This is a genomic window from Staphylococcus kloosii (assembly GCF_032139365.1).
Classification (GTDB): Bacteria; Bacillota; Bacilli; order Staphylococcales; family Staphylococcaceae; genus Staphylococcus; species Staphylococcus kloosii_A.
In genome coordinates, this window is the sequence record NZ_JAVTDB010000068.1 from 1 (window position 1) to 20,197 (window position 20,197).

The following is a 20,197-nucleotide window of genomic DNA, read 5'->3' on the forward strand; positions in this document are numbered from 1 at the left end:
TATTATAGAGATCTTGATTGTTTAACCCATTATTTATAATCACTTATGTAATTCAATTCCAAAAAACTAATTGATAACGATTTTCAATTAAGTTATGATTAAGTTTAAGGAGGATTACACCATGAAAAAACTAAGCATTGTAATTATGATATTGATTGTAACTGTATTTATTTCAGGTTGTGGCAATGCTACACAATCAAAAGGTCAACAGAAATCAAAAACTGTAAGTATTAAACATACATATGAATTTAAGGATAAAAACAATGACCATAATAGAGGCACTATGAAACAAGAAACGATAGAAGTCCCTATCAATCCGAAACGCGTTGCAGTCATGGATTATGGTGCATTAGACACTATGAAATCACTCAAATTAGAAGATAAAATTGTTGCAATATCTAAAGGTCAAAATAGTTCATTCTTACCTACTAATTTAGCAGAATTTAAAGACGCTAAATATTTGAATTTAGGTAATCCGGGTCGCCCTAATTATAATAATTTGGCAAAAGCGAAGCCTGAAGTGATTTTTGCATCATTTAGACAAGCGCATACCGCCACTTTGGATGAAATGAAAAAAGCAGCGCCAAATGCCAAAATTATATTTGTGAGCCCCCACTACGATAATTATATTCAATCTGTTAAAGATAATGCCTTAATTATAGGTAAAATATTTAACAAAGAAAATGCCGTTAATAAAATCAACACTAAACTCGATAATAAATTAGCAGAGACTAAAAAGGCCATTAATAAAGATAAAGTGTTATTGTTAAATGTCGATGATAAATCTATTAAGGCATTTGGTTCATCAGGAAGATTTGGCGGATTTTTAAATGAAGCTTTAGGCATTAAACATGCCGATAAAGATATGAAAGCTAATTCAAAAGGTGCTGTAATTTCTTATGAGTATTTAGTTCGTAAAAATCCAGATAAAATATTTGTGATATATAGAGGGAAAAATGCTAAAGCAAATGAAGTGCCTGAATCATTAAATAGCCCAGTCATTCAAGACGTTAAAGCGGTAAAAAATAACGAAATTACGTTGTTTGAAGCTAATAAATGGTTCTTTAATGAAGGTGGTGTACAAGCAACCATAGACCAAATGGATGATGTTAAAAAAGCATTTAAATAATAAAAGAAAGCGTTACAGACTTAATAATAATCTGTAACGCTTTCTTTTATTTATTATTACGACGGCCATATGTTTCAACTTCTTCTTTAGGAATGCCCCCACGCTTTCTAATTTCTTTATTTAGTCGTTTATCGCGACGATTTCTACGCCAATCACGCGTGAAATACCACAATAGAAAGCTAACAATTAGACATACAATTGCAAGAAATGCCGCATAGCCGAGTAATGGTTGATAATCAATGTTTTCAAAATTTGGAATGAAAAATGCAGCAATCCCTAATACTACAAATGTAATAATAGCTGGCGCAAACCATTTATTTAATACTAAATTACAAAATATTGTAAGTAATAATGCAGCCACTATAGTAATCCAAAGATAGTTTGGCATATCAAAAATACTCATAAAATTGCCCCTTACTTTAATGTTTTTTACTTTTACATGCCTCTATATTATATGAAATCAGCTTTATTGTAAAAGGACTTCAGCAGTATTTATTATCAAACCAGCTGACATATTTACTGTCTTTACTGTTGGCTATTTTAAATGCAAACGTTGTATTTTCGCTATTATATTAATGTATAATACTACTTAAGATGAATTAGGGGGAGGAATTATAAATGAGTAATGCACTACCATTCCGTAAAGATGTTCCAGATGACCAAAAATGGGACGTAACTGATATTTTTACATCTGATGAAGCATTTTATGCTACCATTGATGAAACGTTACAGAGAGCTAAAAAGTTTAGAGACCAATACGACAATCAACTATCTGCACCTAAAGTGATTGAAAATGCTTTAGATGAATATTCGCATATTTTGATTCAAGTTGACCGAATGGCGAATTATGCAGAATTACGTTTAAGTGTAGATACATCAGATGAAGTTGCTCAAACTATAAGTTCAAAATTTAATACTACTTTTGGTAAGATTATTAGTCAATTAGCTTTTGTTGAATCTGAAATTTTACAGTTATCTGAAGAAACGTTAACCGATTTCAATAAAAAGACGAAGTATCCACACTTCATTACTAAATTAAAAAATCGTCAACCTTATCACTTAGATCCTAAAGTCGAAGAAGCATTAGCTAGCCTATCACCTACGCTTGAGGCACCATTTGAATTGTATGGGATTACTAAAATGCTTGATATACCATTTGAGTCATTTGAACATAACGGTACGACTTACCCATTAGATTATGCTACTTTTGAAAATGAGTATGAAGATAATGAGGATCCAGGTTTCAGACAAAAAAGTTTCGAAACTTTTAGTAATGCCTTAAAAAAATATCAACATACGACTGCAGCAACATACAATATGAAAGTACAACAAGAAAAAATAGAAGCAGATTTACGTGGTTATGACTCAGTAATTGATTATTTATTGCAAGAACAGGACGTTAATAGAGAAATGTATGATCGCCAAATTGATGTCATTATGAGCGAACTTGCTCCTATTATGCAAAAATATGCGAAGTTGCTTAAACGCGTGCATGGTTTAGAAGTCATGCGTTTTGAAGATCTTAAAATTTCCATTGATCCAAGCTATGAACCTGATATTTCTATTGAAGATTCAAAAGCATATATCTATGGTGCACTTGGTATTTTAGGCGATGATTACTTACAAATGGTAGAAACTGCATATCAAGATAAATGGATTGATTTTGCACAAAATAAAGGTAAAGATACTGGTGCATATTGCGCGAGTCCTTATTTCACACATAGTTATGTCTTTATTTCTTGGACAGGTAAAATGGCAGAAACATTCGTTTTAGCGCATGAATTGGGACACGCTGGTCATTTTACATTAGCTCAAAAACATCAAAATTATTTAGAATCTGAAGCGTCAATGTACTTTGTTGAAGCCCCTTCTACGATGAATGAAATGCTAATGTCGACCTATTTATTCAAAAATAGTAATGATAGTCGCTTTAAACGTTGGGTTATTGGCTCAATGATTTCTAGAACGTATTACCATAATATGGTAACGCATTTATTGGAAGCAGCTTATCAGAGAGAAGTATATAAGCGTGTTGATAATGGTGAATCGCTTACTGCACCAGTACTAAATCAAATCATGCGTAATGTTTATAGTGAATTCTTTGGAGACGCTGTGAAGTTAACTGACGGTGCAGAACTAACTTGGATGAGACAACCTCACTACTATATGGGTCTTTATTCTTATACTTATTCTGCCGGTTTAACTATAGGAACAGTTATGGCGCAACGTATAAAAAACGAAGGACAACCTGCAGTAGATGCTTGGTTGGAAACATTAAAAGCTGGTGGTAGTAAATCTCCAGTCGAACTTGCTAGTACGGCAGGCATTGATATTAGCACAGACCAACCTTTACGTTCTACTATTAATTATATTGGAACATTAGTAGATGAACTCGAAACATTAACAGATGAGTTAGAGGCATAAAAAGTTAAAACCAAGAGCCTGGGACATCATATTGTCTTCAGGCTCTTGGTTTTATATGGACAATAGATGACTGAATTGAAAATGTGCTTATATCAAGCTGCTTTCAACGCTAGTCATCTACTGCCGGGCGGGACTACAAAATCTTCTTATAAAAATAAAGTTTTTATTCTGCTTTCTTTTTATATTGGTTTTTCAATCGTGATTTGTTTCATAGCGCTCACCAGTATGAAAATAATAAATATTTTTGGCAATATTACTAATATGATCGCCAATACGTTCTAAATAACGTGCTGCCAAATGAGCTTGCCCAGCTACAAAAGGATCGTTATCAATTAAATAGGTCGTATTAACGATATTTCTATACAATTCATCAATATCTGAATCACGTTTAATAATTTCTTTAATCAGTGTTATATCTGTACATTTAATAGCGCTATTAAGATCATTTAACATAAGTAACGCTAATTTGCCCATTGTCGTTAAACGTGACAAAACATAATTATCAACAAATTTTGCGCGTAATCTAATTTCAGCTATGTTGGCTGCATTATCCCCAATACGTTCAAAATCTGAGGCTATTTTTAATGAGGCTATCATTAATCTTAAATCTGCAGCTATAGGCTGTTGTCTCGTTATAAGCATAATAACTTTTTCGTTTATTTCACTTTCGAGTTCATTTATTTCTTTATCTTTAGCAATAACTTCACGAGCGAAATTACGTTCATTTTCACTTAATGCATTTAATGCGTTATCTATATTACGGTAAACACGAAGGCCTAAACGGCGCAAATCTTTAACTAATTCATCTAATTGACCTTCGTATTTTTGTCTAATAATTGCCATATTATTAACTTATCCAAACCGACCTGAAATGTAATCTTCAGTCTGTTTGTCAAACGGGTTAGAGAAGATTTTTTCAGTGTCATCATATTCATTTACATAGCCATTAAGGAAAAATGCGGTTTTATCAGAAACACGCGCCGCTTGTTGCATGTTATGAGTCACTATGATGATGGAGTATTGTGCTTTTAAGCCTTGAACTAATTCTTCAATTTTTAATGTAGAAATTGGATCTAATGCTGAAGTAGGCTCATCCATTAGGATCACGTCAGGTTCAATAGCTAACGTTCTTGCAATACAAACACGTTGTTGCTGTCCACCAGATAAACTATAAGCATTAACATGTAATTTATCTTTCAATTCATCCCAAATTGCAGCACCACGGAGTGATTTTTCAACGATTTCGTCTAATACTTTTTTGTTTTTAATACCGTGAATTTTAGGTCCATAAGTAATATTATCATAAATTGATTTTGGAAATGGATTTGGTTGTTGGAATACCATGCCAACATTAGTTCTTAATTTTTCTACAGATTGTTTACTTTCGAAAATGTTAGTGTCTCGATACATTATTTTTCCAGCAGTTTTAACAGATGGGACAAGTTCTACCATTCTATTCAAAGCTTTAATGTATGTTGATTTACCACAACCTGATGGTCCGATAATTGCAGTTACATTATTTTCTAAAATATCTAAATTGATGTTTTTTAATGCATGGTGCTCACCATACCATAAATCTAAATTTTTAGTAGAGTAAACAATTTTTTGCTCACTATCACTAGTAGTCTTATCATTTTGAATTTCAGGCTTCGTTACTATAGTGTTATTTTGACTCGCTTGTGCATTTAGAATATCTTTACTATTTATTTTAGTAGTATTTGTCATAATTTAAAACTCCTTTATTAAACTAGCACATGATATTAATATCGACAGTCAGTGAGTTAATATTTTTTGCTATATTTGTTACGTAAAAAGATTGCAACAGCGTTCATTAGTAATAAGATGATTAGCAATATAATAATTCCTGCTGATGCAACATTTTGGAATTCTTCTTGTGGTAATTTTGACCAAGTGTAAATATTCATTGGTAATGCTTGGAATTGGTCAAAGATACTTGATGGTAACGCGAGTAAAACTGTTGGAATACCTATTAAAATTAATGGTGCCGTTTCCCCTAAGGCACGAGATAAAGCTAAGATAAAACCAGTTAGTATACCAGGTATAGCTGCAGGTAATATTACATTTTTGATTGTTTGCCATTTTGTTGCACCTAAGCCTAATGACGCTTCTTTTACAGAACTTGGTACAGATCTAATCGCTTCTTGACTGGCAACGATGATGACTGGCAATATCAGTAGCGTCATTGTTAATGCAGCAGCTATGACTGAATTACTTAACGCAAGTCCTGGTATGCCCATTCCTCGAACAAATATTGTTAGACCTAATATACCGAAAACAACTGAAGGGACACCAGCTAAGTTCGAAATACTTATTTTAATAAATTGTGTAAATGCATTATTACTCGCATATTCTTCTAAATATATCGCTGTACCTACGCCAAGAATGATAGAGATAGGTATGATTGTAAGCATGAGCCAAATTGTTCCTATTAATCCACCTTTAACGCCTGCCATTGATGGCGTTGAGGAAGAAAAGTTCATTAAAAATGATGGTGTTAAATGACTAGCACCTTTAATCAAAATGTCAATAAGTAAAGTCGCTAAAAAGAGTAAACCTACCAATGCACAGGCGAAAAATAACCATTTATTAATAGTATTTATTTTTAAACGACTATCATTACGTTTATCAACAGTTTGTTGATTAACTAATGATTTATACTTACTAGCAGTTACTGTGTTTTGATCAGTTTGAGTCATATTTAATACTCCTCTCTGAAACGTTTCGAAATCCAATGAGAGACTAAATTCATAATTAATGTAAATAAGAATAAAGTGAATCCTACTGCATAAATACTATAGTAAACATCTGAACCAAATGTAGCATCCCCTGTTGCTACTTGAACGATGTAGCCTGTCATTGTTTGAATAGAACCTGTTAGATCTAAAGAAGCTGAAGGCGTACTGCCAGCTGCCAACGATACAATCATTGTTTCGCCAATAGCACGTGAAATGGCTAAGACAATAGATGCCATAATTCCAGAAATTGCAGCTGGTATTATTACTTTCGTTACTACTTCAAATTTAGTTGCGCCTAGTCCAATGGCCCCTTCACGCATTTTATTCGGCACCGATGACATAGCATCCTCACTCATACTAGAAATTAATGGAATAATCATGACGCCGACTACAAGACCGGGACTGACAGAGTTGAAACTACCAAGTGCAGGAAATACATCTCTCAATATTGGTGTTACAAATGTTAAAGCAAAAAAGCCAAATACAATTGTTGGTATCCCTGATAAAATTTCTAAAATAGGTTTGATTATCGCACGTGCTCTAGATGAAGCAAATTCACTTAAGTAAATAGCTGCCCCTAATCCTAATGGCACGGCTACTATTGTTGCGATAAAAGTAATTTTTAAAGTACCTAAAATGAGAGGCCAAATTCCATATTTTGGTGACGAAGAAAATGGGTTCCATTCATTTGAAAATAAAAATTGTGTAATTGGTACACGTGTGAAAAATGTTACTGTTTCAGATAACAATGTTATGATAATGCCAACTGTAGTTAAGATTGAAAAGAAAGCAATGATCCCTAGAAATACGGGTACAATTTTATCGCCAAATCCCTTTTTTTTAGCGTCATTTTTAGCAATCATTTCACTAACTGACATATGCTCATTCGGCATAATACAACCTTCTTTCTAATTCCCAAATTAATAAATATATATAATAGTGAAGTTTTATCGAACCGCTTAGTCGTGCAATGGCGATTCGATAAAACTTTCTTGTAAAACTATGCGTTATATTAAACTGTAATGCTTAAATGCTATGAGTATTATTTGTCGTCTTTGTTACTGTCGCTATCTTTGTTATCTTTTTCTAAGATTTTATTAAGATTATCAAGTTGATTTTTATAATCTTTTTTAGGGAGTGCAACGAATCCAGCACTTTCAGCTGATTTACCTTCGTCTTTTAATAAGAATTTAGTGAAGGCTTGTAATCCTTTGTTGTCTTTTAATTTTTTAGTATTTGTGTAAGTGTATAAAGGTCGGCTTAGTGCGTATGAACCATTTTGAATTGTTTTCTTAGTTGGTTGAGTTAGTTTGCCATTATCGTCTTTGATTTTTACTTCTTTTAATTTGTCTTTATTTTGTTCGTAGAAGTTATAACCGAAGTAACCAATACCTTGTTTATTATTTTCAACCGATTTTACAATTGTATTTGTATCAGCATTTTTATCTGCTTTAATATCACCTTTGTCCATGATTTCTTCAGTGAAGAAGTCGAAAGTACCATGTGATTGGTCAGGTGAGAAAGCTTTGATTTTTTTAGCTGGCCATTTAGAATCAACATCTTTCCAAGTTTTAGCTTTACCAGAATAAATCTCTTTTAATTGATTTTTATCTAACTCTTTGACGAAATCATTGTCTTTATTAACAGCAATCGTTACGCCGTCTTGAGCGATTTTGAATTCGTTATATTTAATACCTTTTTCTTTAAGTTTTTGCTTTTCTTCATCTTCAATCGGACGAGAAGCGTTGGAGAAATCCGTATTACCTGCAATGAATTTTTCAAATCCCCCACCAGTACCTGCCGTACTATTTGAAACTGTAACCTTAGGATAATCTTTCGCAAATTTTTCATTTAGTTTTTCAATGATAGGGCCTACTGTTGAAGAACCATCGCCTTTTACTTTTCCTTCAACATCGCTACCTTTACTAGCACCGTTGCTCCCACTACAAGCGCCTAATAATAATGAAGCTCCAACTACTGTTGAACCAATTAATTGCCATTTTTTCATTGAAACATCCTCCTAAATAGATTGACTTACTTTTTTTATTTGTTTTACAAGTCTTATGTTACAGGTAGTTTATTAATTACAAATTTATTTAATGTAAATGTTTTGTTAAAATTTTGTTTTTAAAATGGATATATTTACAATTAGATTAGAAGTGATATGTCTAAATGTATTAAAAATTTAAAGCGATAAGTTTTTTTATTTGTTATAAAAAAGCCTATCGCCATAAAAAAATTATGGTGATAGGCTTTGAGTATGTGTCGTAAATTCAAGCGATTTAAGTTTATAATTTTTATCATTACTAAAATTCATTTTTGTATAGTTTTAACCACTCTGAAAATGTCGTCATTGAAATGTTATATTGGTTTAACTTTTGAATATCAACTTGATATCCCTCTACATTATTCCACTCTTGCGCTCTTACTATGCCAAATCTAATTCCCTCTTTAATTGCAGTTACGGGTTCTAGACTTTCAACTGTTATATTTCTATTACAGATTTCATTAATTTTGTTGGCTATTTCATCTATAGTTAATGATTCAGTTGCAAGTTCAATAATCTTATTATTAAACTTTTTAGATTGTTCGAAAGATGCTATAGCAAATTTCCCGACATCGATTGCTGACACAACATCAATATTTGTTTGTTTACCGAATGCAGACTTTATAACATCATCTTTTAAATGAGGGAAAAAGTGTGATGCTCTATAAGGTAACCAGTTTTCCATCATGAAAGCTGGTTTTAAAATCGTCCAACTTGTTAATTCGGAATGTTTTACAATTTGTTCTATTTTAGCTTTATTAATCCAATAAGTTTCAAACCAATACCCACTTCCCCATTCTTCGAAATCCTCATGCTCTCCAGCTCTAGCAACAGAAGATTGAACGAAATGTTGTATGTTAGTATTAATAGCTGCTTCTACTAAATTAGTTACTTGTTTAATTTCTTGATCCCTATTATTTTCATCAGAGGGAGTAGTCACTCCGAATACGCCATACATGCCTTGCATTGCATTTTCCAGAGATTTTTGGTTTTCAAGATCACCTTCAATCAGCTCAACCCCTTTTTCAGAGAGAGCCTGTGCTTTAGCACTATTTTTATCTCTAACTAAAGCCCTAACTTTTAAACCATTATTTATTGCTTGTTCTACGACAGCACTTCCTTGTGTACCCGTAGCTCCAGTTACTAAAATTTTAATACTAGTCGTATTCATTAACATCAGCTCCTATTTATTGAAATAATAAATATTTTAAGGGAAAATTAATAAGAATTGAAGAACGCACTTTTTTGTAAGTTACTAACTGAAAGGAAAGAATTAAATGACTACTGAATATAATTTGAATAAAGATTATTTAGGATTTGAGTATGCTTTAACTATAATGAGTGGAAAGTGGAAAATGTTAATAATATTCACACTAGGTTATGAAGAAAAGTTAAGATATAGTGATTTAAAAAGAAAGTTAAAATCTGTAACTCATAAAATGCTTAGTCAACAATTAAAAGAACTGGAAACCGAAGGGATGATTATACGACAGGAGTTTTCTCAAGTTCCTCCTAAAGTAGAGTATATGTTGAGTTCAAAAGGTTATTCATTGTTACCTATTGCAAGAGAAATGTGTGCATGGGGAAATAATAATATGTAATATATTAAAAAAATTCCTAAAAACTATCTTGTTAATAAATGATAGTCTTTAGGAATGTATACTATAAAGATAAAACAATTATTGATTATCTAACCTACTCCAACCTTTTTTAGTTAATTCGATTTTGCCGGTTTCAATCTTAATGATTTTATTTTTATACAAATGTCCAATTGCTCTTTTAAATGAACCTTTACTCATATTAAAAACTTCTTTAATAGCTTCTGGGCTTGATTTGTCCCAAAATGGCAGTTCACCGTTATATTCGACTAATAAATCAAAGATGATTTGACCGTCTTCATCGAGTCTTTCATGTGATAATGGTAAAAATGAACCATTGAGTTCACCTTTGTCATTATGACCAATAATACGAACATTTACTAATTCGCCTAAACGAGGTTCTGATTTACGTTCAGATTCATGAACAAAAATTTTATAACCATCTTTAGAAAGTAAAAAGCTACCAATTCTTAATAAACGATAGGGACGTGCTTCAATAATTTCATTTTGCTTACTATCGTCATTTACCGGCGTAAACGTATTTTCTACAATTGTTTCCGTTGCAAGACGTGCAAACATATTATTTTCGCTATCAATACGTAGCGTAACGAATAATTGATCACCATTTACAGGCCATAAAGATTTAACTTTTGGTAAATCTTCCCATGGGATTAATACCTCTCTCGGTAAGCCTACATCGACATGTGCACCGTCTCTATCTGTTTTTAAAACTTTGACAAAATCATATTTATCAGTCGTAATGTCAGGCATATTTTGAGTGGCGAATAAATCACCTGAACGGTTTGGATAGATGAAGAAACTGTATTCCTCACCTACTTCTAATTCGTCTTCTTCGTTAATTTCTGATTGGTTTAATTTAACTTCTTCACCTTGAGGTCCTTTTAACATATAAGTAGAACCTTGTAAGCCGACAACTTCTAAAAATTCAATCGTGCCTACTATATCTTTTGCGTCTCGTGCCATAATTGTCTCCTTCGCACTTATTTATTCTTATACATTATAACATGGTATCGATAATCAAGCATTAACACATTTAACAAAGGTCGAAACGCGTGCTTAAGTATGTTATAATTTGTCCGTTAGAATAACGATAAAAGGAGTAAGTGCATGTTACAAGTTACTGATGTAAGTTTACGATTTGGCGATCGTAAATTATTTGAAGATGTAAATATTAAATTTACAGAAGGCAATTGCTATGGATTAATTGGCGCAAATGGTGCTGGTAAATCAACATTTCTAAAAATACTTTCTGGAGAATTAGATGCTCAAACGGGTCATGTTTCAATGGGGAAAAATGAACGTCTAGCAGTACTAAAACAAGATCACTTCGCATACGAAGACGAACGTGTCTTAGATGTTGTAATCAAAGGTCATGAAAGACTTTACGAAGTAATGAAAGAAAAAGACGAAATTTATATGAAACCTGATTTCAATGATGAAGACGGTATTAAAGCAGCTGAACTTGAAGGTGAATTTGCTGAAATGAACGGTTGGAATGCTGAAGCGGATGCAGGTTCCCTACTTTCAGGTCTAGGCATAAGCGCAGACCTACAAGATAAAAATATGTCTGAATTAGAAAACAATCAAAAAGTAAAAGTGTTATTAGCACAAAGTTTATTTGGTGAACCAGACGTACTACTTCTCGACGAGCCTACCAATGGTCTTGATATTCCAGCAATAAGTTGGCTAGAAGACTTTTTAATTAATTTTGACAACACTGTTATTGTTGTTTCTCACGATAGACACTTCTTAAATAATGTATGTACGCATATTGCCGACTTAGACTATGGTAAAATTAAAGTCTACGTTGGAAATTATGATTTCTGGTATCAATCAAGCCAATTAGCAATGAAAATGGCACAAGAACAAAACAAGAAAAAAGAAGAAAAAATTAAAGAGCTACAAGATTTCGTTGCACGTTTCTCTGCTAACGCATCTAAATCAAAACAAGCTACAAGTAGAAAGAAACAACTTGAAAAAATCGAATTAGATGATATTCAACCTTCTTCACGTAGATATCCATTTGTAAAATTTACACCAGAACGTGAAATTGGTAATGATTTACTATTTGTCGACGATGTTTCTAAAACAATTGATGGCGAAAAAGTCCTAGACAACGTTTCATTTACTATGAATCCTAATGATAAAGCCGTGTTAATTGGGGACAGCGAATTTGCTAAAACTACATTGTTGAAAATTTTAGCTGGTGAAATGGAACCTGATGAAGGTACTGTTAAATGGGGTGTAACAACTTCACAAAGCTACTTCCCTAAAGATAACTCAGACTACTTTGACAACGTAAATATGAACTTAGTCGATTGGTTAAGACAATATGCACCTGAAGACGAACAGACTGAAACATTCTTACGTGGCTTCCTTGGCCGTATGTTATTTAGTGGTGAAGAAGTTAAGAAAAAAGCTAGCGTTTTATCTGGTGGCGAAAAAGTACGTTGTATGTTAAGTAAAATGATGCTATCTAGCGCAAATGTATTGCTATTAGATGAACCAACAAACCATTTAGACTTAGAAAGCATTACAGCAGTGAACGATGGTTTGAAATCATTCAAAGGTTCAATTATCTTTACTTCATATGACTTTGAATTCATTAACACAATTGCGAATCGTGTCATTGATTTAAATCAACCAGGTGGACTTTCGAAAGAAATTTCATATGAAGCATATTTACAAGAAACTGGCGTATTAAAGAACGCTTAATATATTTAATTATAAGAGTCTGAGACATAACGTTGTCTTCAGGCTCATTTTTTATTAGCAGTAGATGACTGAATTGAAAATGCGCTTGTATCAAGCTGCTTTCAACACTAGTTACCCTTGCCGGGAGGACGACAACATCTTCTTTTAAAAATAATATTTTGTTCCACTTTCCTTTTAGAATTGCTATGTTACTACTTTAGTATATATTTTGAAATCTTATACCCCCACTTACGCTTAAAAAACGATAAGTATGAAAGCAAGTTAGTTTCATTTTCAAAATTATAATTATATAATAACTTTTAACTTGAATATTGGAGGACGATACATTGGAAAATTTAAATATGTTAGATGGACAAGTATTACCGGTTTTAGGTTTTGGTACATATAAGTTAAACGGAACTCAAGGTGTACATGCAATTGTAAATGCATTAAATAATGGTTATCGTTTATTAGATACTGCCTATAATTATGAAAATGAAGGTACTGTTGGCAAAGCAATTGAGAATAGTCACGTATCTAGAGACCAAATTATAGTTACATCTAAATTACCTGGTCGTTATCATGATTATGATTCAGCGATGGTGGCAATTCAAGAATCTATTTATCGTCTAAATGTAGATTATATAGATTTATATTTAATTCATTGGCCTAACCCTAAACAAGGCAAATATGTCGAAGCTTGGCGCGCATTAATCGATGCCCAAAAAGCTGGTTTAGTTAAGTCAATCGGTGTTTGTAACTTCTTACCAGAACATATTGACACATTAGAAAAAGAAACGGGTGTGTTACCTACAGTTAACCAAATCGAGCTTCATCCATTCTTTAACCAAAAAGACGTGCTTGAATATCATCAAGAAAAAGGAATTATTATCGAAGCTTGGAGCCCACTAGGTAGAGACGTTAATATTATGAATCATGAAGTTATACAACAAATAGCTGATAAGTACAATAAAACGACAGTACAAGTCATATTAAAATGGCATATTCAAAACGGCGTAGTCCCTATCCCTAAATCAGCGTCAAATGTTAGACAATTACAAAACATAGACGTATTTGATTTCTATTTAGAAAGTGAAGATTTAGAGCAAATAGATCTTCTTTCTAAAGAAGATGGTAGACGTAAAGACCAAAATCCTGCTGAATATGAAGAGTTTTAATTAAAGACAATCAAAAATTTACTTCTAACAAAGAGTTAGTTTGTGAAATTAGATTTAAATTATCAGTAAATTAAAAAAAATCCCAGTTGGCGGTTTACAGCTATTAACGTTATATGTATAATGTGAAACATAACCAATTTAATAAGAATTAGATGAGGCGCATCAATCATTAGTAAATATTAGAACAAACTACCTGCTAGTAGCTAATTTTGAAAGGGTGAGATGCCGAAGTGACGATAATAGCAGCTTATCGTTCATTGGACTTTATGGTTAAGAGCTAAGAGTCTGTCATTATTTTAAAATAATGGAGTGCATCACTTGTATATAAATTACGAGCAAGTTCGCATTCCGAACTTGTTCTTTTTTTATATGATTTGTGATTCTCCCCTAGTCATTTGAGGAGGATAAAGTAAGTGAATAGAAGTGTTTTAAAGTTTGGCGGTTCGTCCGTCAGCGATTTTTCGAAAATTAGAAATATTGCGGAAATGTTGAAATTGAGAGTTGATAGCGGCGAACAACTTATTGTTGTCGTAAGTGCTATGGGGAAAACCACAGATCAATTAATGGAAAATGTCAGTGCAGTGACTGAAAACCCTAAAGACGAAGCATTGGCATTGTTATTAACTACGGGTGAACAACAAACAGTGTCATATCTTTCCATGATGCTAAACGATTTGGGCATAAATGCTAAGGCGATGACTGGCTATCAAGCTGGTATCAAAACGGTTGGCCACCATTTGAAGAGTCGTATAGCAGAAATTAATCCTGAAACGTTTAACCAGTCGTTTGAAGAGAACGATGTACTTGTAGTAGCAGGTTTCCAAGGCATCAATGATTCATTTGAATTAACGACGTTAGGCCGTGGTGGTTCAGATACAACTGCTGTAGCGTTAGCAGCGAGTAATCAAACCCCTTGCGAAATATACACTGATGTTGACGGTGTTTATGCTACTGACCCAAGAGTTTATAAACAAGCCAAACGCCTATCTTATGTTTCTTATGAAGAAATGATGGAGATGAGCGCACTAGGCGCAGGTGTACTAGAGACAAGAAGTGTAGAACTTGCAAACAATTATGATATTCCTATTTATTTAGGAAGAACTCTATCTAATGTGAAAGGAACATGGATTATGGCACAATCAGATTTATTAGAGAAAAAAGCAGTGACTGGCGTAGCATTGGATACACATATGATGCACGTAACAATCAGTTATCCACTACCGGACAATAAATTATTAACACAATTATTTACTAAACTAGAAGAAGGTTCTGTTAACGTAGATATGATATCTCAAATAGTAAATTTAGAAGGTTTACAGATGTCATTTACAATTAAAGATACAGATGCAATTCAAATTACGCATATACTAGAGAAGTTGTCAGAAGATTTCAACGCTTTAGACTTCAAGATAAATGAAGAATACGTTAAAATTTCATTAATTGGCTCTGGAATGAGAGACATGTCAGGTGTTGCTTCAAAAGCATTCATGACATTGATTGCTAATGATATTCCGTTTTACCAAACGACAACATCAGAAATTAGTATTTCTTATGTCATCGACGCCTTTAATGGAGAGCGTGCCGTTGCACATTTATATGAAACATTCGATATTTAAATAATAAAATAAGACAGAATTTTTACAAAATTAAAATACTGGAGTGTATATAATATGACAAAATTAGCAGTAGCAGGAGCAACAGGTTTAGTAGGAAGAAAAATGTTAGAAACACTTGATAGAAAAAATGTAGCTTTTGATGAATTAGTATTATTTTCATCAGCTAGATCAGCTGGAGCTGAAGTAGAATTTCAAGGTAAAACATATACTGTACAAGAATTAACTGAAGCAGCGGCGAGCGAACATTTTGATTTCGTGTTAATGAGTGCAGGTGGAAGTACAAGCGCCCACTTCTCTCCTATTTTCGAACAAGCAGGAGCAATTGTAATAGATAATTCTAGTCAATGGAGAATGACTGAAGGCATTGATTTAATCGTGCCAGAAGTGAATGAACCTGTTTTAAATCGTAAAATTATCGCGAATCCGAACTGTTCAACAATCCAATCAGTCGTACCTTTAAAAGTATTACAAGATGCTTATGGTATTGAAAGAGTTGCTTATACAACTTATCAAGCTGTATCAGGTTCTGGTGTTAAAGGTAAACAAGATTTAGCTGAAGGTGCGAATGGTAAAGATCCTGAAGCATATCCACACCCAATTTATAACAATGTTTTACCACATATCGATGTCTTTTTAGAAGATGGTTATACTAAAGAAGAACAAAAAATGATTGACGAAACACGTAAAATTTTAAAAGATGACGCATTAAAAGTTACAGCAACTTGTGTACGTGTCCCAGTACAAGATAGTCACAGCGTGCATATGAGCGTTACATTGAATAAAGCAACTTCAGTAGAAGCGATTCAACAGTTGTTCGATCAAGATGATCGTGTGGTACTTGTAGATAACCCAGCAAACAACGAATATCCATTAGCTATTCATTCTACAGGTAAAGACGAAGTTTTCGTTGGACGTATTCGTAAAGATGATACTTTAGATAATACTTTCCATGTATGGTGTACTTCAGACAACTTATTGAAAGGTGCAGCACTTAATGCTGTACAAATTTTAGAACAAGTAATGAGTCTGAAAGGAGTTAAATAATATGGCACATATTTTTGAAGGTGTAGGTGTAGCCTTAACTACCCCATTCACACATAATGAAATTGATTATAACGCCCTTAGAAAACATGTGAATTATTTAATAGATAACGATGCAAAATCAATCGTGGTTAACGGTACTACAGCAGAAAACCCTACTTTAACGGAACAAGAAAAAAATCAAGTATTAGAAGAAGTTGTAAATACAGTTAATGGCCGCATTCCAGTCATAGCTGGTACAGGTACCAACAATACGCAAAAATCTATACAAGCGTCTGTTAAAGCGAGAGAACTTGGCGCTGATGCGATTATGTTAATCACACCTTATTACAACAAAACAAATCAACGTGGATTAATTAAACATTTTACTACTATTGCTGATGCAGCGAAATTGCCAGTAGTATTATACAATGTCCCTTCTCGTACGAACATGACGATCGAAGCAGACACAGTAGTTGAATTAAGCAAAAATGAATATATTGTAGCATTAAAAGATGCTACAAATGATTTTGATTATTTAGCAACATTGCAACAAAAATTAGATTTAGATAATTTTGCTTTATATAGTGGTAATGACGATAATATCGTTCGTTATTTCAATGGTGGCGGTCACGGTGTTATATCAGTCATCGCTAACGTTATTCCTAAAGCTGTTCAAAATTTATACGAAACAAGTCAACAAAATGGCGATGTTGAAGCTTTATATCAACCTATTGGCACGCTATTAGATGCACTTGCTGTTGATGTAAACCCAATCCCTATCAAAGTTTTAACAACTGTTGAAGGATTTGGAAATTATGAAGTACGCCTTCCTTTAGTTACTTTAGAGGATAATGATAGAAAAGCTCTAGAAGATGCATATAATCAATACAAAGCAGGTGACAACGCATGAAGATACTTCTAATCGGTTATGGTGCTATGAACGAACGTGTAGCAAGATTAGCTGAAGAAAAAGGACATGAAATCACTGGTGTTGTAGTTAGGGATAGCAGTAAATCTTATCCCTACCCTACTTTTGACAAAATTTCAGAAGCAACTGATGCTGATGTAGCCATTGATTTCTCAAATCCTGAATTATTATTACCATTGTTAGATGATGCTTTTGAACTCCCTTTAGTTATTGCAACGACTGGTGAAAAAGAGACTATTATTAATAAATTAAAAACATTAAGTAAACGTATGCCTGTATTCTTTAGTGCGAATATGAGCTACGGTGTACATGCACTTACTAAAATTTTAGAAGCGGCAGTACCCCTCTTACAAGACTATGATATTGAATTAACAGAAGCACATCATAATAAAAAAGTAGATGCGCCAAGTGGTACTTTAGTTAAATTGTATGATGTCATTGAATCATTAAGAGATAAAACGACGCCTGTCTATGATCGCCATGACAATACAGAAAAAAGAAAGCCAGAAGAAATTGGCATTCATGCCAAACGTGGTGGTACTATAGTAGGTGAACACGAAGTATTATTTGCTGGCATCGATGAAACAATCGAAATTACCCATCGTGCACAGTCAAAAGATATTTTTGCTAATGGCGCCATTAGTGCAGCGGAAAGATTAATCAACAAGTCAAATGACTTCTATACATTTGATAATTTATAAACATTAAGGAGCTTATAAAATTATGGTACAAAATTTATCAGCAGAAGAAATTATTCAATATATTAGTGACGCAAAAAAATCAACACCTTTAAAAGTATATGCAAATGGTAACTTTGCAAATACAACTTTCCCCGAATCATTTAAAGTATTCGGTTCAGAAGATTCAAAAGTGATTTTTTGTGAAGCAGATGAATGGAAAACATTTTACGACAATAACCAAGACAGTATAGAAGAATTAGAAATTGAAATGGATCGTCGCAACTCAGCTATTCCATTAAAAGACCTAACAAATACAAATGCGCGTATTGAGCCAGGTGCATTTATTAGAGAACAAGCGACTATTGAAGACGGAGCTGTCGTAATGATGGGAGCTACAATTAATATTGGCGCTGTTGTTGGTGAAGGAACAATGATTGATATGAATGCTACTTTAGGTGGTAGAGCAACGACAGGTAAAAATGTACACGTGGGTGCTGGTTCAGTGTTAGCAGGTGTTATTGAGCCACCAAGTGCTTCTCCAGTTATCATTGAAGATGATGTATTAATTGGTGCAAATGCAGTGATTCTTGAAGGTGTCACAGTTGGACAAGGCGCAATTGTTGCAGCTGGTGCAATTGTAACGCAAGACGTGCCTGCAGGAGCTGTTGTAGCTGGTACACCAGCAAAAGTAATTAAACAAACGAGTGAAGTAGAAGATTCAAAACGTGAAATCGTATCTGCTTTAAGAAATTTAAATAACTAATTTATAGTTATTAGCTTTAATAGGAGGACTGAGACACGTCAGTAGCTGATACTATAAGATACATTGACATGAAGTAACCAAGTATCTTATAAAATGACTGTTTCTTCCTCCTCTTTTTATTATAAAATTTTCATACATATAATTATTTACAGAGTGAGATTAACTTATTTATAAAGGAAATGATAATAATGAATGAACAAGAATTTGTAACAAAACATAGACGTTATCTACATCAACATCCAGAGTTAAGTTTACATGAATTTGAAACGACAAAATATATTGCCTCTTTTTTAAATGAGCTAGGCGTAGCGTATGAACGCCCTTTAGAAACGGGTTTGATTGCTTATTTACCTGGTAATGGTGATAAAACAATTGCTTTCCGTGCTGATATAGACGCTCTACCTATATTTGAGGAAAACGATGTTGATTATAGAAGTTTGAATGACAATGTTATGCACGCATGTGGACACGATGGTCATACAACTGCGTTAATGTTATTTGTGCGTCGTTGTAAGGAATGGTCAGATCAAGGACGCCTACCTCAAAACGTAGTCTTTATTTTCCAACCAGCCGAAGAAACTGGCGGCGGTGCCAATAGATTAATAAAAGCTAATGCATTTGAAGCTTACCCTATTGAAGCTGTATTTGGTATTCATGTAATGCCATTTGTTGAGGAAGGTTCAGTAGCCATTCGAGATGAAGAAATTACAGCAAGTGCTACAGAGTATCGTTTTTATTTAAACGGTCTATCAAGTCATGTGGCTGACAAAGAACAAGGTCACTCTTGTGGTGAAGCGTTACAACATGTTCTATCTCAAGTTGGTAATATTCAGCAATACCATTTAAATGGTTTAAAAAGAAATATAGTACATATGGGACGATTTGAAGCCGGTGAAGCTATTAACACTGTACCTAGTAACGGCTATTTAGAAGGCACAATTCGCACTTACGATGAAAATGATTTAGCTATTGTTAAACAACAGATGCTTAAAATAGCGGATAGTGTGAAATCATTATTTAATGTTGAATGTGAAGTCGACTTTGCCGAAGGTTACCCACCTACTTACAATAGTCCTAAATTAAGAAATAACGTAGAAAATGCATTAAAAAAAGCTGAATTCAAAGTTATAGATAAAACAACGCCTTATCTTTTCGGTGAAGATTTTAGTTTTTATGGTCAATTAGCGCCTAGTTATTTTGTATTTGTTGGAACTAAAGATGAAGCTAAAGGATACGTAACCGGCTTACATACTTCACATTTAAATTTTAATGAGTATATGTTAATTAAAGTCGCTGATTATTACCAACAAATACTATTTAATTATGATGAGGTGTAAGAA

At 33.3% G+C, this 20,197-nt stretch carries 19 protein-coding genes and 1 riboswitch; of the genes, 11 read left to right on the forward strand and 8 right to left on the reverse strand.

Annotated features, from left to right (window positions below):
* Positions 1-121 precede the first annotated feature (121 nt).
* Positions 122-1,129 carry a siderophore ABC transporter substrate-binding protein gene (locus tag RPL90_RS08640; protein ID WP_313547801.1) on the forward strand — a complete coding sequence of 336 codons (1,008 nt, stop codon included), beginning with the start codon at positions 122-124 and terminating at the stop codon, positions 1,127-1,129.
* Between the two features lie 46 nt (positions 1,130-1,175).
* On the opposite strand, the gene RPL90_RS08645 is transcribed toward RPL90_RS08640, so the two are convergent.
* Positions 1,176-1,532 carry a hypothetical protein gene (locus tag RPL90_RS08645; RefSeq protein ID WP_313547803.1) on the reverse strand — a complete coding sequence of 119 codons (357 nt, stop codon included), beginning with the start codon at positions 1,530-1,532 and terminating at the stop codon, positions 1,176-1,178.
* Positions 1,533-1,747: 215 nt separating this feature from the next.
* Here RPL90_RS08645 and pepF point away from each other — a divergent pair, with 215 nt between their 5' ends.
* Positions 1,748-3,553 (forward strand): oligoendopeptidase F, encoded by a 1,806-nt coding sequence (gene pepF / locus RPL90_RS08650; RefSeq protein WP_313547805.1) that lies wholly within the window; start codon positions 1,748-1,750, stop codon positions 3,551-3,553.
* A gap of 192 nt (positions 3,554-3,745) precedes the next feature.
* On the opposite strand, the gene phoU is transcribed toward pepF, so the two are convergent.
* The 6 genes from phoU to RPL90_RS08680 form a co-directional block, all read right to left on the reverse strand.
* Positions 3,746-4,396, reverse strand: a complete 651-nt coding sequence (phoU, locus tag RPL90_RS08655; RefSeq protein WP_313547808.1) for a phosphate signaling complex protein PhoU — start codon at positions 4,394-4,396, stop codon at positions 3,746-3,748.
* 9 nt (positions 4,397-4,405) lie between these two features.
* Positions 4,406-5,278, reverse strand: a complete 873-nt coding sequence (pstB, locus tag RPL90_RS08660) for a phosphate ABC transporter ATP-binding protein PstB (protein WP_313547811.1) — start codon at positions 5,276-5,278, stop codon at positions 4,406-4,408.
* Positions 5,279-5,334: 56 nt separating this feature from the next.
* Positions 5,335-6,270: a phosphate ABC transporter permease PstA gene (gene pstA, locus RPL90_RS08665; protein ID WP_313547814.1), complete on the reverse strand. Its 936-nt coding sequence runs from the start codon at positions 6,268-6,270 to the stop codon at positions 5,335-5,337.
* A gap of 2 nt (positions 6,271-6,272) precedes the next feature.
* Positions 6,273-7,187 carry a phosphate ABC transporter permease subunit PstC gene (gene pstC / locus RPL90_RS08670; RefSeq protein WP_398573864.1) on the reverse strand — a complete coding sequence of 305 codons (915 nt, stop codon included), beginning with the start codon at positions 7,185-7,187 and terminating at the stop codon, positions 6,273-6,275.
* Positions 7,188-7,351: 164 nt separating this feature from the next.
* Entirely contained in the window at positions 7,352-8,317 is a 966-nt protein-coding gene (locus tag RPL90_RS08675; RefSeq protein WP_313547818.1) for a PstS family phosphate ABC transporter substrate-binding protein, read from the reverse strand.
* Between the two features lie 298 nt (positions 8,318-8,615).
* Positions 8,616-9,527 (reverse strand): NmrA/HSCARG family protein, encoded by a 912-nt coding sequence (locus RPL90_RS08680; protein WP_313547820.1) that lies wholly within the window; start codon positions 9,525-9,527, stop codon positions 8,616-8,618.
* A gap of 106 nt (positions 9,528-9,633) precedes the next feature.
* On the opposite strand from RPL90_RS08680, the gene RPL90_RS08685 reads away from it, so the two are divergent.
* Positions 9,634-9,957: a winged helix-turn-helix transcriptional regulator gene (locus RPL90_RS08685; protein WP_313547822.1), complete on the forward strand. Its 324-nt coding sequence runs from the start codon at positions 9,634-9,636 to the stop codon at positions 9,955-9,957.
* 78 nt (positions 9,958-10,035) lie between these two features.
* On the opposite strand, the gene cvfB is transcribed toward RPL90_RS08685, so the two are convergent.
* Positions 10,036-10,938 carry an RNA-binding virulence regulatory protein CvfB gene (gene cvfB, locus RPL90_RS08690; protein ID WP_313547824.1) on the reverse strand — a complete coding sequence of 301 codons (903 nt, stop codon included), beginning with the start codon at positions 10,936-10,938 and terminating at the stop codon, positions 10,036-10,038.
* 144 nt (positions 10,939-11,082) lie between these two features.
* Between cvfB and RPL90_RS08695 the strand changes: the two genes are divergently transcribed.
* From RPL90_RS08695 to RPL90_RS08730, 8 genes are all read left to right on the forward strand, one after another.
* Entirely contained in the window at positions 11,083-12,690 is a 1,608-nt protein-coding gene (locus RPL90_RS08695; protein ID WP_313547826.1) for an ABC-F family ATP-binding cassette domain-containing protein, read from the forward strand.
* A gap of 326 nt (positions 12,691-13,016) precedes the next feature.
* Positions 13,017-13,847: an aldo/keto reductase gene (locus RPL90_RS08700; protein ID WP_313547828.1), complete on the forward strand. Its 831-nt coding sequence runs from the start codon at positions 13,017-13,019 to the stop codon at positions 13,845-13,847.
* A gap of 144 nt (positions 13,848-13,991) precedes the next feature.
* Positions 13,992-14,170, forward strand: a riboswitch (Lysine riboswitch).
* Positions 14,171-14,260: 90 nt separating this feature from the next.
* Positions 14,261-15,463, forward strand: a complete 1,203-nt coding sequence (locus tag RPL90_RS08705) for an aspartate kinase (RefSeq protein ID WP_313547830.1) — start codon at positions 14,261-14,263, stop codon at positions 15,461-15,463.
* Between the two features lie 54 nt (positions 15,464-15,517).
* Positions 15,518-16,507 carry an aspartate-semialdehyde dehydrogenase gene (locus RPL90_RS08710; RefSeq protein ID WP_313547832.1) on the forward strand — a complete coding sequence of 330 codons (990 nt, stop codon included), beginning with the start codon at positions 15,518-15,520 and terminating at the stop codon, positions 16,505-16,507.
* A 1-nt stretch (position 16,508) separates the two neighbouring features.
* Positions 16,509-17,396, forward strand: coding sequence for a 4-hydroxy-tetrahydrodipicolinate synthase (dapA, locus tag RPL90_RS08715; RefSeq protein ID WP_313547834.1), 888 nt, complete (start codon positions 16,509-16,511; stop codon positions 17,394-17,396).
* Positions 17,393-18,115 carry a 4-hydroxy-tetrahydrodipicolinate reductase gene (gene dapB / locus RPL90_RS08720; RefSeq protein WP_313547836.1) on the forward strand — a complete coding sequence of 241 codons (723 nt, stop codon included), beginning with the start codon at positions 17,393-17,395 and terminating at the stop codon, positions 18,113-18,115. Before dapA ends, dapB begins: the two co-directional genes overlap by 4 nt.
* Positions 18,116-18,137: 22 nt before the next feature.
* Positions 18,138-18,857, forward strand: a complete 720-nt coding sequence (gene dapD, locus RPL90_RS08725) for a 2,3,4,5-tetrahydropyridine-2,6-dicarboxylate N-acetyltransferase (protein WP_195716139.1) — start codon at positions 18,138-18,140, stop codon at positions 18,855-18,857.
* 188 nt (positions 18,858-19,045) lie between these two features.
* Positions 19,046-20,194 carry an amidohydrolase gene (locus RPL90_RS08730; RefSeq protein WP_313547841.1) on the forward strand — a complete coding sequence of 383 codons (1,149 nt, stop codon included), beginning with the start codon at positions 19,046-19,048 and terminating at the stop codon, positions 20,192-20,194.
* Positions 20,195-20,197 lie beyond the last annotated feature (3 nt).

Excerpts from the sequence above, each read along its gene's own strand:
- RPL90_RS08640 (WP_313547801.1), top strand. The coding sequence starts at position 122 with ATGAAAAAACTAAGCATTGTAATTATGATATTGATTGTAACTGTATTT.
- RPL90_RS08645 (WP_313547803.1), bottom strand. The coding sequence starts at position 1,532 with ATGAGTATTTTTGATATGCCAAACTATCTTTGGATTACTATAGTGGCT.
- pepF (WP_313547805.1), top strand. The coding sequence starts at position 1,748 with ATGAGTAATGCACTACCATTCCGTAAAGATGTTCCAGATGACCAAAAA.
- phoU (WP_313547808.1), bottom strand. The coding sequence starts at position 4,396 with ATGGCAATTATTAGACAAAAATACGAAGGTCAATTAGATGAATTAGTT.
- pstB (WP_313547811.1), bottom strand. The coding sequence starts at position 5,278 with ATGACAAATACTACTAAAATAAATAGTAAAGATATTCTAAATGCACAA.
- pstA (WP_313547814.1), bottom strand. The coding sequence starts at position 6,270 with ATGACTCAAACTGATCAAAACACAGTAACTGCTAGTAAGTATAAATCA.
- pstC (WP_398573864.1), bottom strand. The coding sequence starts at position 7,187 with ATGTCAGTTAGTGAAATGATTGCTAAAAATGACGCTAAAAAAAAGGGA.
- RPL90_RS08675 (WP_313547818.1), bottom strand. The coding sequence starts at position 8,317 with ATGAAAAAATGGCAATTAATTGGTTCAACAGTAGTTGGAGCTTCATTA.
- RPL90_RS08680 (WP_313547820.1), bottom strand. The coding sequence starts at position 9,527 with ATGAATACGACTAGTATTAAAATTTTAGTAACTGGAGCTACGGGTACA.
- RPL90_RS08685 (WP_313547822.1), top strand. The coding sequence starts at position 9,634 with ATGACTACTGAATATAATTTGAATAAAGATTATTTAGGATTTGAGTAT.
- cvfB (WP_313547824.1), bottom strand. The coding sequence starts at position 10,938 with ATGGCACGAGACGCAAAAGATATAGTAGGCACGATTGAATTTTTAGAA.
- RPL90_RS08695 (WP_313547826.1), top strand. The coding sequence starts at position 11,083 with ATGTTACAAGTTACTGATGTAAGTTTACGATTTGGCGATCGTAAATTA.
- RPL90_RS08710 (WP_313547832.1), top strand. The coding sequence starts at position 15,518 with ATGACAAAATTAGCAGTAGCAGGAGCAACAGGTTTAGTAGGAAGAAAA.
- dapA (WP_313547834.1), top strand. The coding sequence starts at position 16,509 with ATGGCACATATTTTTGAAGGTGTAGGTGTAGCCTTAACTACCCCATTC.
- dapB (WP_313547836.1), top strand. The coding sequence starts at position 17,393 with ATGAAGATACTTCTAATCGGTTATGGTGCTATGAACGAACGTGTAGCA.
- dapD (WP_195716139.1), top strand. The coding sequence starts at position 18,138 with ATGGTACAAAATTTATCAGCAGAAGAAATTATTCAATATATTAGTGAC.
- RPL90_RS08730 (WP_313547841.1), top strand. The coding sequence starts at position 19,046 with ATGAATGAACAAGAATTTGTAACAAAACATAGACGTTATCTACATCAA.